We start from the raw sequence: 15,699 nt of genomic DNA, 5'->3' as shown, positions 1-15,699 counted from the left end.
ACTCAGCTTCAACTAGGGAATGTGGGTCATAAACCAAATACTGTAGCGATTTGCGGTAAAATATTTTCGCAAGCTTCTTTAAAATTATTAGCTTTTGGTGCTTCTTTGACAATTCCTTTTAATCTTTGCAGTGCGGAAAATGCGATACTCCGATGTTCTTCAATTCCGGCATTCTTCGCAGCCTCTACTAATGCTTGAACTTGGCTTAATGCTTCAGCTTTGTTTGCTGTCGGTAAATTTTCATCGCCTTCTATTCTCCTTTGTAGGTGTTCTAATAATTCTCGAATTCCTTCTTGTTCTGGTGGGGGCGATGCAGGTAATTCACTAATTGAATTTTTTACTTTATTGCTAATTTTATTGAGATTGAGATTCATGGAAATTATTTCCTTTACAGCTAATTTAGCAATTAAAGTAAAGCAGAACCGCGGTTTTTGTTTCATCTATCTATTGGGAGAAACAACATTTTTTTGATGGGTTAGGCGATCGCGTAACCCTCCAGTCAAAGTTGATTGATTGGTAACTCAATGGTAAAAATTGTTCCTTCCCCTAATTTAGATTGATAATAAATGTTTCCTTGATGTACTTCAGTAATAATCTTTTGGGAAATTGGCAAACCTAAACTAGTTCCTATTCCAATTAATTTCGGATTTGAAATTGTCTCAAATATTGGTTCTTTAATCTCTCGATTCAATGATATTTGTATCGATACAGCATCATTACTGATTTTTCTTGTGTGAATAATAATCTGCTTTTTTGATGAATTTTGGCAATTATTTTCAGATTCCAATAAAGCACTAATTGCCTTACCAAGCAAACTCAAAAACACTTGGTTGATTTGACTAATATAACATTTTACAGGCGGTAATTCATCGAGTTGCTTAATTATTTGTACCTTATTCTTGTAAAAATTATACAGTAATAACAAACTACTCTCGAGGCTTAAATTAATATCTGCTAGTCTCATTTGAGACTCATCCGAGCCATAAAAATTTCGCAAATTTTGGACTAATTCGCGAATTCTATCTGCTCCGACTTTAACAGAATCAATAATATAAGGAAAGTCCGATCGCACATAATCCAAATCAGTCTCTTCTATCACCTTCTCAATTTCAGCATTAGTTGCATAACTAGCTTGGTAAGCATCAATAACTTTCAGCAATCCTTGGCTATACTCATCTAAATAGGGCAAATTCCCATAAATAAAATTAATTGGATTATTAATTTCATGAGTAACTCCAGAAACTAATTGACCTAAAATAGTTAACCTTTCGACTTGTGCTAAATGTTCTTGAATCTTCTCTAAATTAACTTGAGCTTCTTGCAAAAATTGACTATTTTGTTGTAGCTTTTCTCTAGTCTCTTGCAATTTTTTTTCTAAATCTTGTTTAGCTTCAATAGTGTTAATCGAAGACAGGAAAAATTGATAACGTTGATATATGATAAAAAATGCGATCGCAGGTATTAACCCCACCCAATCTCCCCCCATCTGTCCCCGGAAAAGATTACTTTCACTCACCATTATCAAATTCGGAAAAAAGTAGCTTCCGCTACCAATTAAAAACAAACTTGCAATTAATATAGTTAACCAATTAATTGATAGTTTTCGCTCCTGCCATAAATCGCGCAATATTAACAAGCTAATTAAAAAGTAGCAACTAGCAATAATGATATTTTCTAATCCACCAACTAACTCGGCATCAACATCAACTAAGATGTAAGCGATCGGAAAACAAATTGTATTCCACATAAATAATAATATTCCTGTCAAGTACTGGTAACATCACCTTGATGAATCGGGGGATTAGACAAAACCAGCGCCCAACTTACTAAAAGTCTTGCACAATTCAGATCTAAGGTTAAAGCCCAGTGGTATTCCCACTACTGACATTTACCTGACTGCGGCAAAAAATAATTTAGCGATCCAACCTGAGTCGATTTGACAGGGCTAGGATTACAATAATCTTTACAATATTAACTTAGATTTGATTATTAACATCTATCACCAGATAAATATTTCTAGATTTTCTTATCGTGAGTTAGACCACCATGTACCGGAAACTGTTTCAGCTGCGTCAGCCAACAACCCAAATGTATCGCACCGAAATCTTGCTAGACCGCTTATGGGTCATCGGCTTACTAATAGCAGCATTAACTCTTTATCTAGCCAATCTAGGTGGTCTGCCTTTGCGCGACTGGGATGAAGGAATAGTCGCCCAAGTTGCCCGTGAAATCGCCCTAGCACCCGAAGGATCGTTACGCTGGCTTTATCCTACTTTAGCCGGAGACGCTTACATCAACAAACCACCCTTAGTTCATATTCTCATCGCCACCACCTATTCAATTACCGGAATTATTAATGAGTGGACAACCCGCCTACCCGGATCGATCTTAACCGCCCTTTCCGTGCCACTACTTTACAGCATTGGGCGAGAAATCTTCCCCAGAAGGCTGTGGGCAATATTTAGCGCCTTAGTTTACCTCACCTTATTGCCAGTGGTGCGTCATGGACGTTTAGCCATGTTAGACGGGGCGATATTGTGCTTTTTTCTCTTGACAATTTGGTGTTTATTGCGTTGTCGTCGTGACTTACGTTACTGCTTAGGTGTGGGTATTGGATTAGGATTGATTGCTTTAACAAAAGGTGTTTTAAGTTTATTATTAGGTGCGATCGCACTAGCATTTATCGCCTGGGACACCCCAAGATTACTCACCTCAATATACTTCTGGAGTGGCATCATCATCGGCAGTTTACCCGCCACATTTTGGTATGCCGCCCAACTACTACATCCCAATCCAACTTACGTTCAAACCTTCATCAACCAAGGCATTTTAAACCAATCCCTGAAGCGAATTTGGGACCGAGTTGATAATCACGCTGGCCCACCTTGGTACTACATCTTAGAAATCCTCAAATATAATTGGCCCTGGTTAATCTTTCTCCCCAAAAGCGTAATTTTAGCTTGGGAAAATCGCAATCTCAGTTGGGCTAAATTAATCCTAGTTTGGAGCAGTATTTATCTATTAGCGATCTCAATCATGATCACCAAACTACCCTGGTACGTCCTACCAATCTACCCAGCATTAGCCCTATTAATCGGCGCACAATTAGCCGAACTTTGGAACTGGCCCAGCAGTAAACCCTTTCCCCGTTATTGGTTTGCACTTTTAAGCATACTAATTATTGGTTCTTGGGCAGGCTGCATTTACTTTGCCAGATTCGCACCCCAACTAGAAACAGATTTAGTGCTAATTTTAGCAGCTATAGCATTAACAATGTCGATCGCCATTGTATTAATGTTTAAACGCGACCTGCAATTCATCATCATTTTATTTTGGGGCAGTTACCTCTCCCTATTTCTCCTGATGAACTCCGATAACTGGGTATGGGAACTAACCGAACAATACCCAGTAAAACCAGTTGCCCAAATGATCCAAAAAAGCAATATTCCCCCAGGCCAAAAAATTTATACATCCTATCCCAACTTCCGCCCCTCACTAAACTTTTACAGCGAACGCCAAGTTATTCCCGCCACCCAAGACACCCTAGAAAAAATTTGGCAAACAGAATCCTCCCCCTACTTTTTACTCAGATCGTCTTTCCCCAAAAAAATCAACTTAGAACCTGTGCAAATAATCGATCGAGTGGAAACCAATACCCCCAAACCAGAAGCTAGTTGGGTTTTAATTACCAAAGGCAAATACTAGTGAACTACTAAACTACAAAAGCAAAAATCCCCGCAAACTCTATGCGGGGAAAGCTCATAAAATCAATTCATAGTTTTAGTAACCCAATCCATAACTTGCTGAATAGGATTTTTCTCCCCAGGTCTTTCATCTAAATTCGCCATAGTATAACCTAAGAAAATAGCACTGCAAATGATAGCAATTAAAGAAATTGGTTTGGCAATCCGAAAATCACGACTCATCCGTGCCAAAGGACGACTTTGGCGACGTAGCATTTGCCCATCAGTTCTGTGTCTCGGAATCGAGAGAGGGTCTCTCACATAATGACCGCTTTGACTAATCACAAAGCGTTCATGGCAATAAGGACACATATAGAGTCCACCACCCAAGTTACTCAGCTTCCTTGCCTGAGAACGATAACAAATTGGGCAAGTAACAGAATGGCCGTCAAAGGTGTGAGCATTCATCAGAATTTCCTACTTTTCCACAGGTTGTGCCTTTTTTCAGTTGCGAATTTACTAACCATGCTGTCACGCATAGCGCCCAGCTTACGATTGGTCACTGCGATGAGTTAGTACTATCAGAGATAGCTTCAACCAAAACCCATCTTTAATTAAAGATTTCATATTTCCCGTAAGGACGGCAAGTTAAAGATAAATTTATTCAAAGACAAATTTGCATATCATTCCACAACACTAGTTTACCCTTGTTGGCTGGCAAAACTACATACTTTTAGTTTCCATTATCGTTAAAATCTAGATGAGAAGCCTGTCACAAAATTTAAGCTTTCTCTAAATACTTTATATACTCACCTTTATAAATAATGACTCCCATCCCTCCAGTTGATTTAACTGTAAATCAACAACCTTTGCCAGATATGGCGAATTCTGATTCTATCTCTCACTCTTCTCCCCTGTTTACAAGACTTCTCAATCGCCTCCAGCCATCACCAGAAACTGTAGTCATGCTGTTAGCAGTACTTATCGGTGGTGGAACTGGCATGGGAATTGTCACTTTTCACTATTTGATTGAACTTATCCACAGTCTCACCCTAGAACATTTCATGGGACTAATCTCTGGTTGGGGTGCTTGGACTTTGGCTTGCGTTCCTACTCTTGGGGGTTTAATTGTCGGTTTAATGCGTTGGCGCTGGCAAGATTTAGGGCCTAGCATTTCTTCGATGATTGCAGCTACTCAGGGTTCCTTAAATGATATGTCCCGCCAACTTAGACCAGTGGCGAAAATGGTCGCTGCTTCCGTATCTTTGGGAACTGGGGCTTCTTTGGGTCCAGAAGGGCCAAGTGTGGAAATTGGCGCTAATTTCGGAATGTTACTCGGTCAAGTTCTCCAAGTTTCTCAAGAACGACATCGGTTACTTTTAGGTGCTGGGGCGGCGGCAGGTTTGGCGGCGGGGTTTAATGCGCCGATCGCAGGGGTGTTTTTTGCTTTAGAAGTGGTATTAGGAACTACTTTTGCCACTTCTGCGGTTAGCGTTGTTCTGTTAGCTGCTGTGGTTTCGGCTTTAATTGCTCAAATTGGTTTGGGGGCTCAACCTGCTTTTAGTTTGCCTGTTTATGAGGTTCGCAGTCCTTTGGAGTTGCCTTTGTACATGGGTTTGGGTTTACTGGCTAGCCTGGTATCCCTGACTTACACTCAAGCTATTCAAACTGCTGGACGTTGCTTTCGGGGACATATTAAAGGTTTTGCTTGGTTGGGTAAAATTCCCCGGTTTGTTCATCCGGTAATTGGTGGGTTGTGTGTGGGAATTGTGGCTTTAAAATGGCCGCAAGTTTTGGGTATTGGCTATGAAACTGTGGAGGCGATGCTGCAAGATGTGGAGTTTTCTCTTCAGCTGTTGGTGGTGTTACTGGTGGTGAAACTGGTAATGACGGCTTTGAGTGTGGGTAGCGGTTTGGTTGGTGGTGTGTTTGCTCCGGCGATGTTTTTGGGGGCTTCTTTAGGGGCTGCTTATGGGAAAACTCTGGCTATTCTGTTGCCAGGAATGGGTGCTAGTATGGCGGGGCCTCCTGCTTATGCAATGGTGGGGATGGCGGCGGTTTTGGCTGGCAGCGTGCGTGCGCCGCTGACGGCGATTTTGTTGCTGTTTGAGTTAACGCGAGATTACCGGATTGTTTTGCCTTTGATGGCTGCTGTGGGTTTAAGTGTGTGGTTGGTGGAGTTACTTAAACCAAGTGCTACTCAAGCTTTAAATCTTCAGCAGATGGGTGTAAATTTGAGTAAAGACCAAAATATTGAGGTCTTAAAAAAAATGCCTGTGTCGGCGGCTATGCAGCCCCCTAAGTTGTTGCTTTCGGGTTCTCTACCAGTTTTACAAGCTGGTGTTTCTTTGACTAATCATCAGTCTCATAATGCTTTGGTGGTTGATGACCAAGAGCAGTTGATTGGTTTAGTGACTTTGCAAGATATTAATCGGGCGATCGCACGCGCCGAAAACAGTCTCTCTGGGTATAATATCCTTGACCAAAAGCTGGCTGATATTTGCACCAGAGAGATACTCTACGCTTATCAAGATGAGTCTCTTGCTGATGCTTTGTCCCGCATGGCGGCGCGTGGTTTGCATCAGCTACCAGTGGTGGCACGAGATCGTCCGCAGCAAGTTTTAGGTTTACTGGAACAGGATGGAATTAATTTGGCTTGTAGTGTGGCAGTTACTCATCAAGCAATTAGTCCCTACTTGCCCATGTTGGCTCAAGAGTTGCCTGGATCTCAAGTTAAGCAAACCGTTTCTCAACTGCACCATTAAAATCAAAGAAGTAAGTATCCTTATTCGATCGGGAATTATTGCTCAGCCGGACAGCTAAAAGCAACTTCCCGGTCTTTTTTTTGCTGAAGCACTCGCTTTTGAGGTTAACTTTTTCAGGAGTTAGGGAAAAGTTTTCTCGATTTAGGCTTGGCTTCGCTGGGTATTTGGCGGAGATTTTGCTTATGGCGATCGCACATCAGCAATTATTCTCCTAGCTTTTTTCAGGATGCAGTTTAATTTGCCTTTGCTTTCTTAACTTAGAAATATTTAAGCTCTCTTAAGCCAATTTTTTTTACCTTTTGGCGTTACAGCCACCTCATGCAGTGATTCCCATTGTCACAGGTTAATCGATTACTAATAAGAATCAAAGCTAACTTTTCGGGAAAACTTTTGCTTCTAGAGCTAGCGAAAGTTTTTTCAAGCTGAAGGTGTCTGCTTTTACAGTCTAGCTGCAACAGGAATTTATTCCTCTTCAGCGGGATTGCCGTCGCTATCAATTTGGCGTAAGCGAATATGCTTACGTCCTAAAGAAATTTCAAACTCATCTCCTGGCTTCAAACCCATTTGTGATGTGTAAGCCGAGCCAATTAATAAGTTACCGTTAGATTGGACGCTGATCCGATAGCTAGCACTGCGTCCGCCACGACCATTTCCACCTTGTTTGCTGTCTAACTGAACGCCTTCGGCATCAATCAGAGCATTCAAGAATTTCATCATGTTGACACGCTCTACACCATTTTTTGTCACTGTGTAGTAGCCACAGGCTTTCGCCTTTTCTTCTTTGCTTAGGTTGTCTAGCTCTTTGACTTTCTTTAATAGAGCTTCGCCAACTAACGATTCGATCTTTTTGCCTTTATTCATTAACTTGACTCAAAAAGAATTACTTCAAGTAGTTTATAGTATCCTACATGAGTTGTGTTTTGCTTTTGCTTATGAAGCTATAGCTTTTTATCAACTCACACATCTATCTTATATCCTTAGCTGTCAATTGTTCAAGATAGTAACGGTAAATATTGATGATATTTTGCTTCAGATTAATCAGCTGACTAGGTAAGGGAGGGTGAGAGAAACTAGATGGAGAATGTCAGAGGATCGATCGCAACACCTACATCTATCTTATGGAGGGTGGTTATTAAAATAAATTCTCCAATAAATCGTTTTACTAGGAGTAAAGCTGAGGTAAGACAAAACACCCTTACCGATCGGATGTTATCTAATAAGTAAAACTTGTCTCACAGTATGATCCCTGAGTTTTGTCTATTCCCCAGAAAAGTCCTCAAACTGTTCGATATTGTAAATTAAAGATGAAGCTGACTACTAAAGGACATTACAGTGTAAAGGCACTGTTAGATTTAAGTCAAAAGCCTGGATATGGGCCGACTTCTGTGAAAGCGATCGCTCAACGGCAAGAAATCCCCGCCCCATATTTAGAAAAATTACTTATAGAAATGCGGCGGGCAGGGATAGTAGAATCAGTCCGCGGATCTCAAGGCGGATATAAACTAGCTAATCCCCCCGATCGAATTTCATTAGGACAAATTTTAGAGGCAGTTGGAGAAACAATTGAACCGCTACCCCGCCACACTCCCGATGCCAAAATAGCGGAAGATTGGGTAACGTTTACTATCTGGCGACGATTGCATCAAAAATTAAAAGAAGCACTGTACAGTATCACCTTAGAAGATTTATACTATGATGCCCGAAGTTGGCAAGCAGCATTAGGGGAAGAAACAAGTTTTGTTGTTTAGTCATCAGATCAGTTGAGCAATCATCAAGTAATTCTGGCGATCGCTGCCACCTTAGACTATTTAATAGGAGATCCTTGGGGATGGCCTCATCCAGTGCGCCTCATGGGTTGGGTAATTCACAATTTTCAAACCTTTACTGAGAAATATTTGCACCATCCTCTAGCACAACGAATCGCTGGCATAGTATTAGGTATCGGATTAGTAACTAGCAGCGCGATCGGTGGTTGGTTAATCGTCCAAGCTGCCCAAAGGTTACATCCTTTATTAGGAATCATAATAGCAAGTATTCTGCTCGCAAGTTGCTTTGCCGGACGTAGCTTAAGAACAGCGGCAGAAGAAGTATTGCAAACACTTAACCAACAAGACATTGCTGCTACCCGTTCTATTTTAAGTCGATATGTTGGTCGGGATACCGATCAATTAACCGAAACAGAAATTTTGCGGGCAGTTTTAGAAACTGTCACTGAAAATGCTACCGACGGAGTGTTAGCACCGCTGTTTTATGCTATTTTAGGTGCATTTTTACCGGGAGTGGGAAGTGTTCCTTTGGCACTTGCTTATAAAGCTGCCAGTACTCTCGATTCAATGGTAGGTTATCGACAACATCCTTATATATATATAGGATGGTTTAGTGCAAAACAAGAAGATATTCTCACGTTTGTACCTTGCCGATTATTAGTTGTTACCCTAGCAATTTTATCCGGTAGACCAAGGTATGTTTGGCAAATCTGTCAGCGGGATGCTGTCAAAGATTCTAGTCCTAATTCTGGCTGGAGTGAATGTGCTTATGCTGCTGTGCTCGGCGTACAGTTAGGAGGTACTAATTGGTATCGTGGTGTTGCGAAACAAAAACCTTTATTAGGAGATCCAATCTATCCAATTACTGCTGAGAAAATTAAACAAGCAACAGGACTGACTAGACGTTGCTTCCTGATTTGGTTGGTGATTGCCCTAGTAATTTTAAGTTGGTTTTAGGAACAATTCAACTAGTTCCCTGTCAGTTCTCTTATCACCTGAGTACAATCGCCACTGGAAATACCAAATTTCGGTATTTCCAACTGCCAACGAGGAGTGAGTGATGCCAAAAAGATTATTGCAAGCTGTAATTCTGACAATATTAATTAAAGTGCTAGCCTCAACTAGTTCGCCCAATTTTTCTACTATTACTTCAGCCAGAATATCCCACGCTAGCAAAACTTCAATAACTTTACTCTATCGCTGGGTCGATCGCTTAAACGATCGCTTTACCAAACAATTAGATAATCGAATTGAATAATACCTACGATCCGCTAACCTGCACGTTAAACTTCTAAAGAAGCTCAACGTCACAGGAAGCAATCATGACCAATCGCCTTGCCCAATCTCCCAGTCTTTACCTTCGCAAACACGCCGAAAATCCAATCAACTGGTGGTCTTGGTGCGATGAAGCTTTGCAAGTTGCCCGTCAGGAAAATCAACCGATTTTCCTTTCGATCGGTTACTCTAGCTGCCATTGGTGTACTGTCATGGAAGGAGAGGCATTTTCTGACCAAAGTATTGCCGAGTACATGAATGATAATTTTATCGCTATTAAGGTCGATCGCGAAGAACGACCCGACATAGATAGCATCTATATGCAAGGGCTACAAATGATGACAGGGCAAGGCGGTTGGCCTTTAAATGTCTTTTTAGACCCTCATACTTTAGTACCTTTTTATGGTGGCACTTATTTTCCCGTAGAACCTCGCTACGGAAGACCAGGATTTTTGCAAGTTCTCCAAGCGATTCGCCGTCACTACGACACGGAAAAAGCCAAAGTTGATTCTGTCACTTCCGAAATTCTCGGTTATTTGCAGCAATCAGCCAGTATGGTATCTTCTCCTAATGTAGAAATAAATACCGCTTTACTCGGTAAAGGTTTAGAAACCAATACGGGTGTTTTGAGTCACAGCGGTTCTGGGCCAAATTTTCCGATGATTCCTTACGCAGAAGTAGCTTTGCGAAGTAGCAGATTTAACTTAGCTAGCAAGTATCCGGTAAAACAGCTTTGCACTAAGCGAGGTTTAGATTTGGCATTGGGAGGCATTTTCGATCATGTAGCTGGTGGTTTTCATCGCTACACAGTTGACGGGACTTGGACTGTGCCGCACTTTGAAAAAATGCTTTACGATAATGGTCAAATTGTCGAATATTTGGCAAATTTGTCGGCTTTGGGAGTGAAAGAGGTTGCTTTTGAAAGGGCAATTTCCCTGACAACACAATGGTTAACTAGGGAAATGACTGCCCCTGAAGGTTATTTCTATGCTGCCCAAGATGCTGATAATTTTAACGACCCAGAAGATTTAGAACCAGAAGAAGGTGATTTTTATGTCTGGAGTTATGAAGAATTACAGCAGTTGTTATCTCCAGAAGAATTAACCGAAATTCAACAGTATTTCACGGTTACACCTGAAGGAAATTTTGAGGGAACTAATGTTTTACAAAAGCGTGACCCTAGTCCTGTAGGGGCGGGTTTAGCAGATAAATCTGAGAAAGCAACAGAAGAGTTAACAACAAAACCCGCCCTGACAATAGAATCAGCTTTTACTAAGTTATTCGTTGTTCGTTATGGTGCTAAACCCGACGAATTAAAAACTTTTCCACCTGCCCGAAATAATCACGAAGCAAAGACGAAAAAATGGGCGGGAAGAATTCCTCCAGTCACAGATACGAAGATGATTGTGGCTTGGAATAGTTTAATGATTTCAGGTTTAGCTAGGGCTGCGGCTGTGTTTGCAGAAGAAAATTATTTAAATCCTGCGATTCAGGCGGCTAAGTTTATTTTAGAAAATCAATGGGTAAAAGACCGTTTTCACCGGGTTAATTATGAAGGGGAAGTAGCAGTTTCCGCGCAGTCTGAGGATTATGCTTTTTTCATTAAAGCACTGTTAGATTTGCACCAAGCTACATTAGGAGTTGAGTCAGAAAACGCGGAATTTTGGTTAGAAAAAGCCCAACAGGTGCAAAATGAATTCGATGAATTTTTGTGGAGTGTGGAATTAGGGGGTTATTTCAATACTGCCAGTGATGCGAGTAATAACTTGTTGGTTAGAGAGAGGAGTTATATTGATAATGCTACTCCTTCTGCTAATGGAATTGCGATCGCTAACTTAGTCAGATTAGCTTTGTTAACTGAAGATTTAACATATCTCGATCTCGCCGAGCAAGCCCTCCAAGCCTTTAGCGAAATCATGAACAAATCCCCCTCAGCTTGCCCCAGCCTCTTCACCGCCTTAGACTGGTATCGTAACCACACCTTAATTCGCACCAATAGCGAAGAATTAAAATTTCTCAAACCACAATATCTCCCCACCGCTGTCATCATTTTGACAGACAAACTCCCACCCGGAACCGTAGGCTTAGTTTGCCAAGGACTCAGTTGTACAGAACCCTCAAAAACCCACGAACACCTATGGCAAAAAATCCAGCAAAGTTTAAGTAGAGGATAAGTTCAATCCAAATCCATTCTCCCCTGCTCCCCTGCCTCATTGGAAGAAGAAGTTTCCAAAACCTTGGGATTAGAGGGGGGAATTCTTTCGATATTGATTAAAGATTGCATAACTGATTTCACCACTGGGGCGGCTACAGAAGCACCAGAACCGTCTTTTGGTTCATCTACCACTGCTGCGACTACGTAACGAGGAGATTCTAAAGGCAAAATAGCCACAAAACTGGTCACTTTTGCATCGCTGTAACCACCTTTAGGACTAGCTTTTTGGGCTGTACCTGTTTTACCACCAATTCGATAACCGGGAATTTGAGCGGCTCTACCAGTTCCATTTTTGACTACGCTTTCCATCATTTCTGCCACTGTTTTAGCAGTAGTTGGGGAGAAGACAGCTTTCGGTGGCGGTAATGTAGGTTCCCAGGTGAGTTCGTTTTTGGAGTTATATAAACCTTTAATTACATGAGGAGTGACTAATTTGCCACCGTTAGCCAGGGTAGCGGTCATGCGGACTAAGTGCAAGGGAGTAATCGAGAAACCTTGACCGAAAGCAGCCGTAGCAGGTTCAATGGGTAAAGTAGTAAAAGTTTGCTCTGACTTGAGTTTGCTAACGGCTCGAAAAGGAAGGTCGCTTTCCAAGGATGAACCTACTCCCAGACGTTTTAACCAGCTATGGTAGTCTTTGGGTTTGAGAGTTTGCATCATTTGTACCATGCCAACGTTGCTGGAAACTTGGACAATTTTCGTTACGTTGATTCTGCCATGTCCTGCGCCGCCAGCATTTCTAATCACTTTTTTACTAACTTTAATCGCGCCGCTGTCTTGGAAAACGCTGTCGGGTTGAATGGATTTACTTTCTAGGGCAATCGCAACATTAATCGGTTTGAAGGTAGAACCTGGTTCGTAGAGGTCTGTTACTGCCCAGTTTTTGTAGAGAGATTTGTCGTATTTATAAAATTCGTTGGGATTGTAGGTAGGTTCGGCAACTAATGCTAGCAAGGAACCGTCCCTTGCATCCATGACAATTACTGTACCTCGTTTAGCTTTGTATTCTGCCATTTTTATTTTTAAAGCTTCACGGGCGGCACGTTGTAGCCGGACATCGATGGTTAGTCTTAAATGGGTATCATCAGCGTTTAATAAGCCTTCTGGGGCATGGTCTGGCATGACTGCACCATTACCAGCCCGATTTAATCTGAGTACTTTTAAGGAACGTTCTAGGATGGTTTCTCGGCTGTATTCTAAACCTGCTTGTCCTTTATGATTGGCATCGACGTAACCGACTATATCAGCTGCGGTTTCTTGTGCGGGATAAAGGCGGGAGTAGTTTTGAATTAGTTCTAAGCCGTCTTGTCTGATGGCTATGATTTTATCGGCTACTTCTTGTAAGATTCCGTCTTTAATCCGAATGCCGCTAGGGGCGCTGTTAAATTTTTGCAGGAGTTCGGTGGCTGGTATGCCGATGATGGGGGCTAGTTGGTTGGCTATTTCTTCTTTGGTTTGTCTGCGGAAAATTTTCGGGTGAGCGTAGAGGGTGTAGGCTGGACGATCGACCGCTAATACGTTATTGTTGCGATCGACAATGCTACGCCGCGGCACAAAGGGACGCAGGGTAATTTCTTGCTGCTGTCTAGCATAACGCTCTAAAAAGGGGCCGCGGACAACTTGCAAGCGAAATAAATTCCAGCACAATCCTAATCCTCCCAAAAACAAAATTATCCACACTACTACTAAGCGAATTTCTTTTGGGTCTTTAATTATAGATGGTAGATAATTTGCGCCCAGGCGTTTCATACCAGTAAAGTAGGAAGGATTAGATTTAGTCTGATTATTGTACTGCCATTAACAAAAACATGGCAATACTAAACTCTTTGACTCTAAAGTAGCGGAAATCACTGTTTCAACATTCTAATCAAGCTCATTAGTATCCTAAAGGAGTGGGATTATTTTGAGGCACAGGAGAGGATTTAATCGGGGACTTAGTAATTTTGTTTGCTGGTCTTTGAGGTGCTGCTTCTAAGAATAGGCTATTTTCTGGGCTGGGAGCTACTAATCCTTGATTGGGAGTGATGGCTGTTTCGGCAAGTTGATTTTTTCGGAGTTCTCCGGCTGTGGTTAGTTCGCGTTCTTTTCTTTGCAGGGATTGCAGTTTTTGGTATTCCTGATTCCACAGTTGTTGGGAATAAACTATGGCAGCATAAGATGAAAGTGTAGCACTGATTAAAATAAAAGCGATCGCTGAGGTGTATCTCTGGGATTGTATTAACCATTGCACCCAAATTGGTGCCGTTTCTGACAAAGAATTAATTTTGAATTTTGCTAACCTTTGTGACGAAATTTTCGATTTAGGTGCAACTGACATATTTCGCTTCTCCAATTCATTTATCCAGACTTAATCATAGCTAGATTAACTTGACAAAACTCAATTTTTAGATCTAGCAGACTTGTACTGTGTTATAATTTGCGACGGCTTAGCTTGAGGGTGAGACTGTCAAGCAGCAAGATCTTCCATCACAGCGTCAGCTTGACGGTTAGACTGTCGATGTTATTATCATGATCTAGCAGGTAATTCAATCTGCACTAACTAACTCAGTGAGGAGTGTATGAAGAAAAAATTTTTGACTGTGGCTTTCGGACTTGGCTTGGCTTTTACTTTGGCAGCTTGTGGTGAGCAAGCAACAGAAACACCAGCAACACCAACAACTCCAGCAACTCCTGTAGCGCCAGCAACTCCAGCAACTCCAGCAGCAACGCCGACAACTCCAGCAGGAACTCCCGCAAGTCCATAAGGAATTGCTAACTCTTCATTAGCTACAGTGGCTAAAAATTTATTTTTGGTTAACAAGAATTATTCGCTGCGTTAGGCGAAAATTTCTCTCATGGGAAGGAGTTCTGCCTTTTTCGATGAGTTTTTTGGTGACAGGTACAAGGGAAAAGGCAGAAAAAACCTTTACCCTTGACCAATTTTGGATTAAGTGATAGTAGCTGTTTTCTGAATGCTTTTACTTCAATTTAGTACTTCCCATTACTGTCGTAAGGCGCGTTTGGCATTGGGATATAAAGGAATTAGCTACAAAGTTGAGAATTTAACGCCGGGATTGCATCGGTTAAAGCTCAAACCAATGACGGGTTTAAGTACTGTACCAGTGCTATTGCCACGAGAGTCGGGTAAAGCTGAGTACATCGCAGATTCTACCGAAATATTGAAGTTTTTGGAATCCTACCGATCGCAACCAAGTTTATTACCCCCACCAGAGCAACAAACGGCGGCTTGGATGTTAGAAGATTGGTTGGATGAAAGTATTGGCACTGCGACTAGATTTGTTTATTATGATTTTCGAGCCGGAGTTGGTAAGCAAATCGATCCTTCTTGGTCTAGCCAAATTTTAATTCAAGTGGTGCGTCGTCAGTATCAGATTAATGCCGCTACGGTGCATCTGGCGAAAGAACGCATTAAGTTGGCATTAGCGGTATTACAACCTTGGCAGGAACGTCCGTATTTAGTGGGAGAAAGTTTAACTGTTGCGGATATAGCAGCAGCGGCTTTGTTGAGTCCTTTGGCTTTAATTCCTGAGTATCGACAGGAATATCCTTGGTTATTTGAGAGGATAAAAGAAATTCATGAAATTTGTCGAGAGCCGTTGCCACCGGGATTAGTTGAGGTAGAACGGTAGAGGAGCGGGTGGACAAATGAGGAGATGGGAAAAGAGGGTGATTTTAGGTGGTGTTGTACCTTGGTGGCTATTTTCTGCCAGTGTAGTGCAAGCATTACCGCCGCCGGAGGATATACCGGAAGAGATTTTGCGAACGGAGATAATTACTGAGGGGCGAAGTCCGATCGATGGTAAACTTTTGAGTGCAGCTGAATATGCTGAGTTACAGGCATCTCTGCAATTAGATTCCCCACCTCAACCGATGGTTAGTCGTGAGATTAAGCATTTGATTTTCCTACTGCGTCTTCGTTCCCAAATTCGTTTAGTTCTGCCGTTTTTAGATTTTTAATTCGACTAAAGTCTCTACAACAAAGTGTCTTTCTGGCG

Annotated in this window: 15 protein-coding genes; 8 read left to right on the top strand and 7 right to left on the bottom strand. The window is 41.7% G+C overall.

The genetic code is table 11. The features are described 5' to 3' along the window. Positions 1–26 precede the first annotated feature (26 nt). Both ACE1B6_RS18790 and ACE1B6_RS18785 read right to left on the bottom strand, forming a co-directional pair. Complete coding sequence (locus ACE1B6_RS18790; protein WP_413258781.1) at positions 27–374, bottom strand: hypothetical protein; 348 nt, start codon at positions 372–374, stop codon at positions 27–29. A gap of 125 nt (positions 375–499) precedes the next feature. After that, complete coding sequence (locus ACE1B6_RS18785; RefSeq protein WP_413258780.1) at positions 500–1,747, bottom strand: sensor histidine kinase; 1,248 nt, start codon at positions 1,745–1,747, stop codon at positions 500–502. Between the two features lie 299 nt (positions 1,748–2,046). Between ACE1B6_RS18785 and ACE1B6_RS18780 the strand changes: the two genes are divergently transcribed. After that, positions 2,047–3,705 (top strand): ArnT family glycosyltransferase, encoded by a 1,659-nt coding sequence (locus ACE1B6_RS18780; protein ID WP_413258779.1) that lies wholly within the window; start codon positions 2,047–2,049, stop codon positions 3,703–3,705. A 62-nt stretch (positions 3,706–3,767) separates the two neighbouring features. On the opposite strand, the gene ACE1B6_RS18775 is transcribed toward ACE1B6_RS18780, so the two are convergent. Beyond that, positions 3,768–4,151 carry a hypothetical protein gene (locus ACE1B6_RS18775; RefSeq protein ID WP_413258778.1) on the bottom strand — a complete coding sequence of 128 codons (384 nt, stop codon included), beginning with the start codon at positions 4,149–4,151 and terminating at the stop codon, positions 3,768–3,770. A 356-nt stretch (positions 4,152–4,507) separates the two neighbouring features. Between ACE1B6_RS18775 and ACE1B6_RS18770 the strand changes: the two genes are divergently transcribed. Further along, positions 4,508–6,448 carry a chloride channel protein gene (locus ACE1B6_RS18770; RefSeq protein ID WP_413258777.1) on the top strand — a complete coding sequence of 647 codons (1,941 nt, stop codon included), beginning with the start codon at positions 4,508–4,510 and terminating at the stop codon, positions 6,446–6,448. Between the two features lie 462 nt (positions 6,449–6,910). Here the strand turns inward: ACE1B6_RS18770 and ACE1B6_RS18765 are convergent, their stop codons facing one another. After that, complete coding sequence (locus ACE1B6_RS18765; protein WP_413258776.1) at positions 6,911–7,309, bottom strand: AbrB family transcriptional regulator; 399 nt, start codon at positions 7,307–7,309, stop codon at positions 6,911–6,913. 443 nt (positions 7,310–7,752) lie between these two features. Here ACE1B6_RS18765 and ACE1B6_RS18760 point away from each other — a divergent pair, with 443 nt between their 5' ends. The 4 genes from ACE1B6_RS18760 (at position 7,753) to ACE1B6_RS18745 (ending at position 11,663) form a co-directional block, all read left to right on the top strand. Then, positions 7,753–8,196 carry an Rrf2 family transcriptional regulator gene (locus tag ACE1B6_RS18760; RefSeq protein ID WP_413258775.1) on the top strand — a complete coding sequence of 148 codons (444 nt, stop codon included), beginning with the start codon at positions 7,753–7,755 and terminating at the stop codon, positions 8,194–8,196. Between the two features lie 12 nt (positions 8,197–8,208). Continuing rightward, entirely contained in the window at positions 8,209–9,171 is a 963-nt protein-coding gene (gene cbiB / locus ACE1B6_RS18755; RefSeq protein ID WP_413258774.1) for an adenosylcobinamide-phosphate synthase CbiB, read from the top strand. A gap of 103 nt (positions 9,172–9,274) precedes the next feature. After that, positions 9,275–9,472: a hypothetical protein gene (locus ACE1B6_RS18750; RefSeq protein WP_413258773.1), complete on the top strand. Its 198-nt coding sequence runs from the start codon at positions 9,275–9,277 to the stop codon at positions 9,470–9,472. A gap of 64 nt (positions 9,473–9,536) precedes the next feature. Beyond that, the gene (locus ACE1B6_RS18745) at positions 9,537–11,663 is read left to right on the top strand and encodes a thioredoxin domain-containing protein (RefSeq protein WP_413258772.1); all 2,127 of its coding nucleotides are present in this window, start codon (positions 9,537–9,539) and stop codon (positions 11,661–11,663) included. A 2-nt stretch (positions 11,664–11,665) separates the two neighbouring features. Here ACE1B6_RS18745 and ACE1B6_RS18740 read toward each other — a convergent pair whose 3' ends face one another. The 3 genes from ACE1B6_RS18740 to ACE1B6_RS18730 form a co-directional block, all read right to left on the bottom strand. Further along, positions 11,666–13,453: a peptidoglycan D,D-transpeptidase FtsI family protein gene (locus ACE1B6_RS18740; protein WP_413258771.1), complete on the bottom strand. Its 1,788-nt coding sequence runs from the start codon at positions 13,451–13,453 to the stop codon at positions 11,666–11,668. Between the two features lie 127 nt (positions 13,454–13,580). Beyond that, on the bottom strand, positions 13,581–14,021 hold the full coding sequence (locus ACE1B6_RS18735; RefSeq protein ID WP_413258770.1) for a hypothetical protein: 441 nt from the start codon (positions 14,019–14,021) through the stop codon (positions 13,581–13,583). A 222-nt stretch (positions 14,022–14,243) separates the two neighbouring features. Next, entirely contained in the window at positions 14,244–14,504 is a 261-nt protein-coding gene (locus ACE1B6_RS18730) for a hypothetical protein (protein WP_413258769.1), read from the bottom strand. 151 nt (positions 14,505–14,655) lie between these two features. Here ACE1B6_RS18730 and ACE1B6_RS18725 point away from each other — a divergent pair, with 151 nt between their 5' ends. After that, the gene (locus ACE1B6_RS18725; RefSeq protein ID WP_413258768.1) at positions 14,656–15,333 is read left to right on the top strand and encodes a glutathione S-transferase family protein; all 678 of its coding nucleotides are present in this window, start codon (positions 14,656–14,658) and stop codon (positions 15,331–15,333) included. A gap of 16 nt (positions 15,334–15,349) precedes the next feature. Next, positions 15,350–15,661, top strand: coding sequence for a hypothetical protein (locus ACE1B6_RS18720; RefSeq protein WP_413258767.1), 312 nt, complete (start codon positions 15,350–15,352; stop codon positions 15,659–15,661). Positions 15,662–15,699: the final 38 nt, after the last annotated feature.

Origin of the sequence: Floridaenema fluviatile BLCC-F154 (genome assembly GCF_041929135.1) — a bacterium.
In the GTDB taxonomy this organism is placed as follows: Bacteria; Cyanobacteriota; Cyanobacteriia; order Cyanobacteriales; family Aerosakkonemataceae; genus Floridanema; species Floridanema fluviatile.
This window is presented reverse-complemented; position numbering and strand designations above follow the sequence as displayed.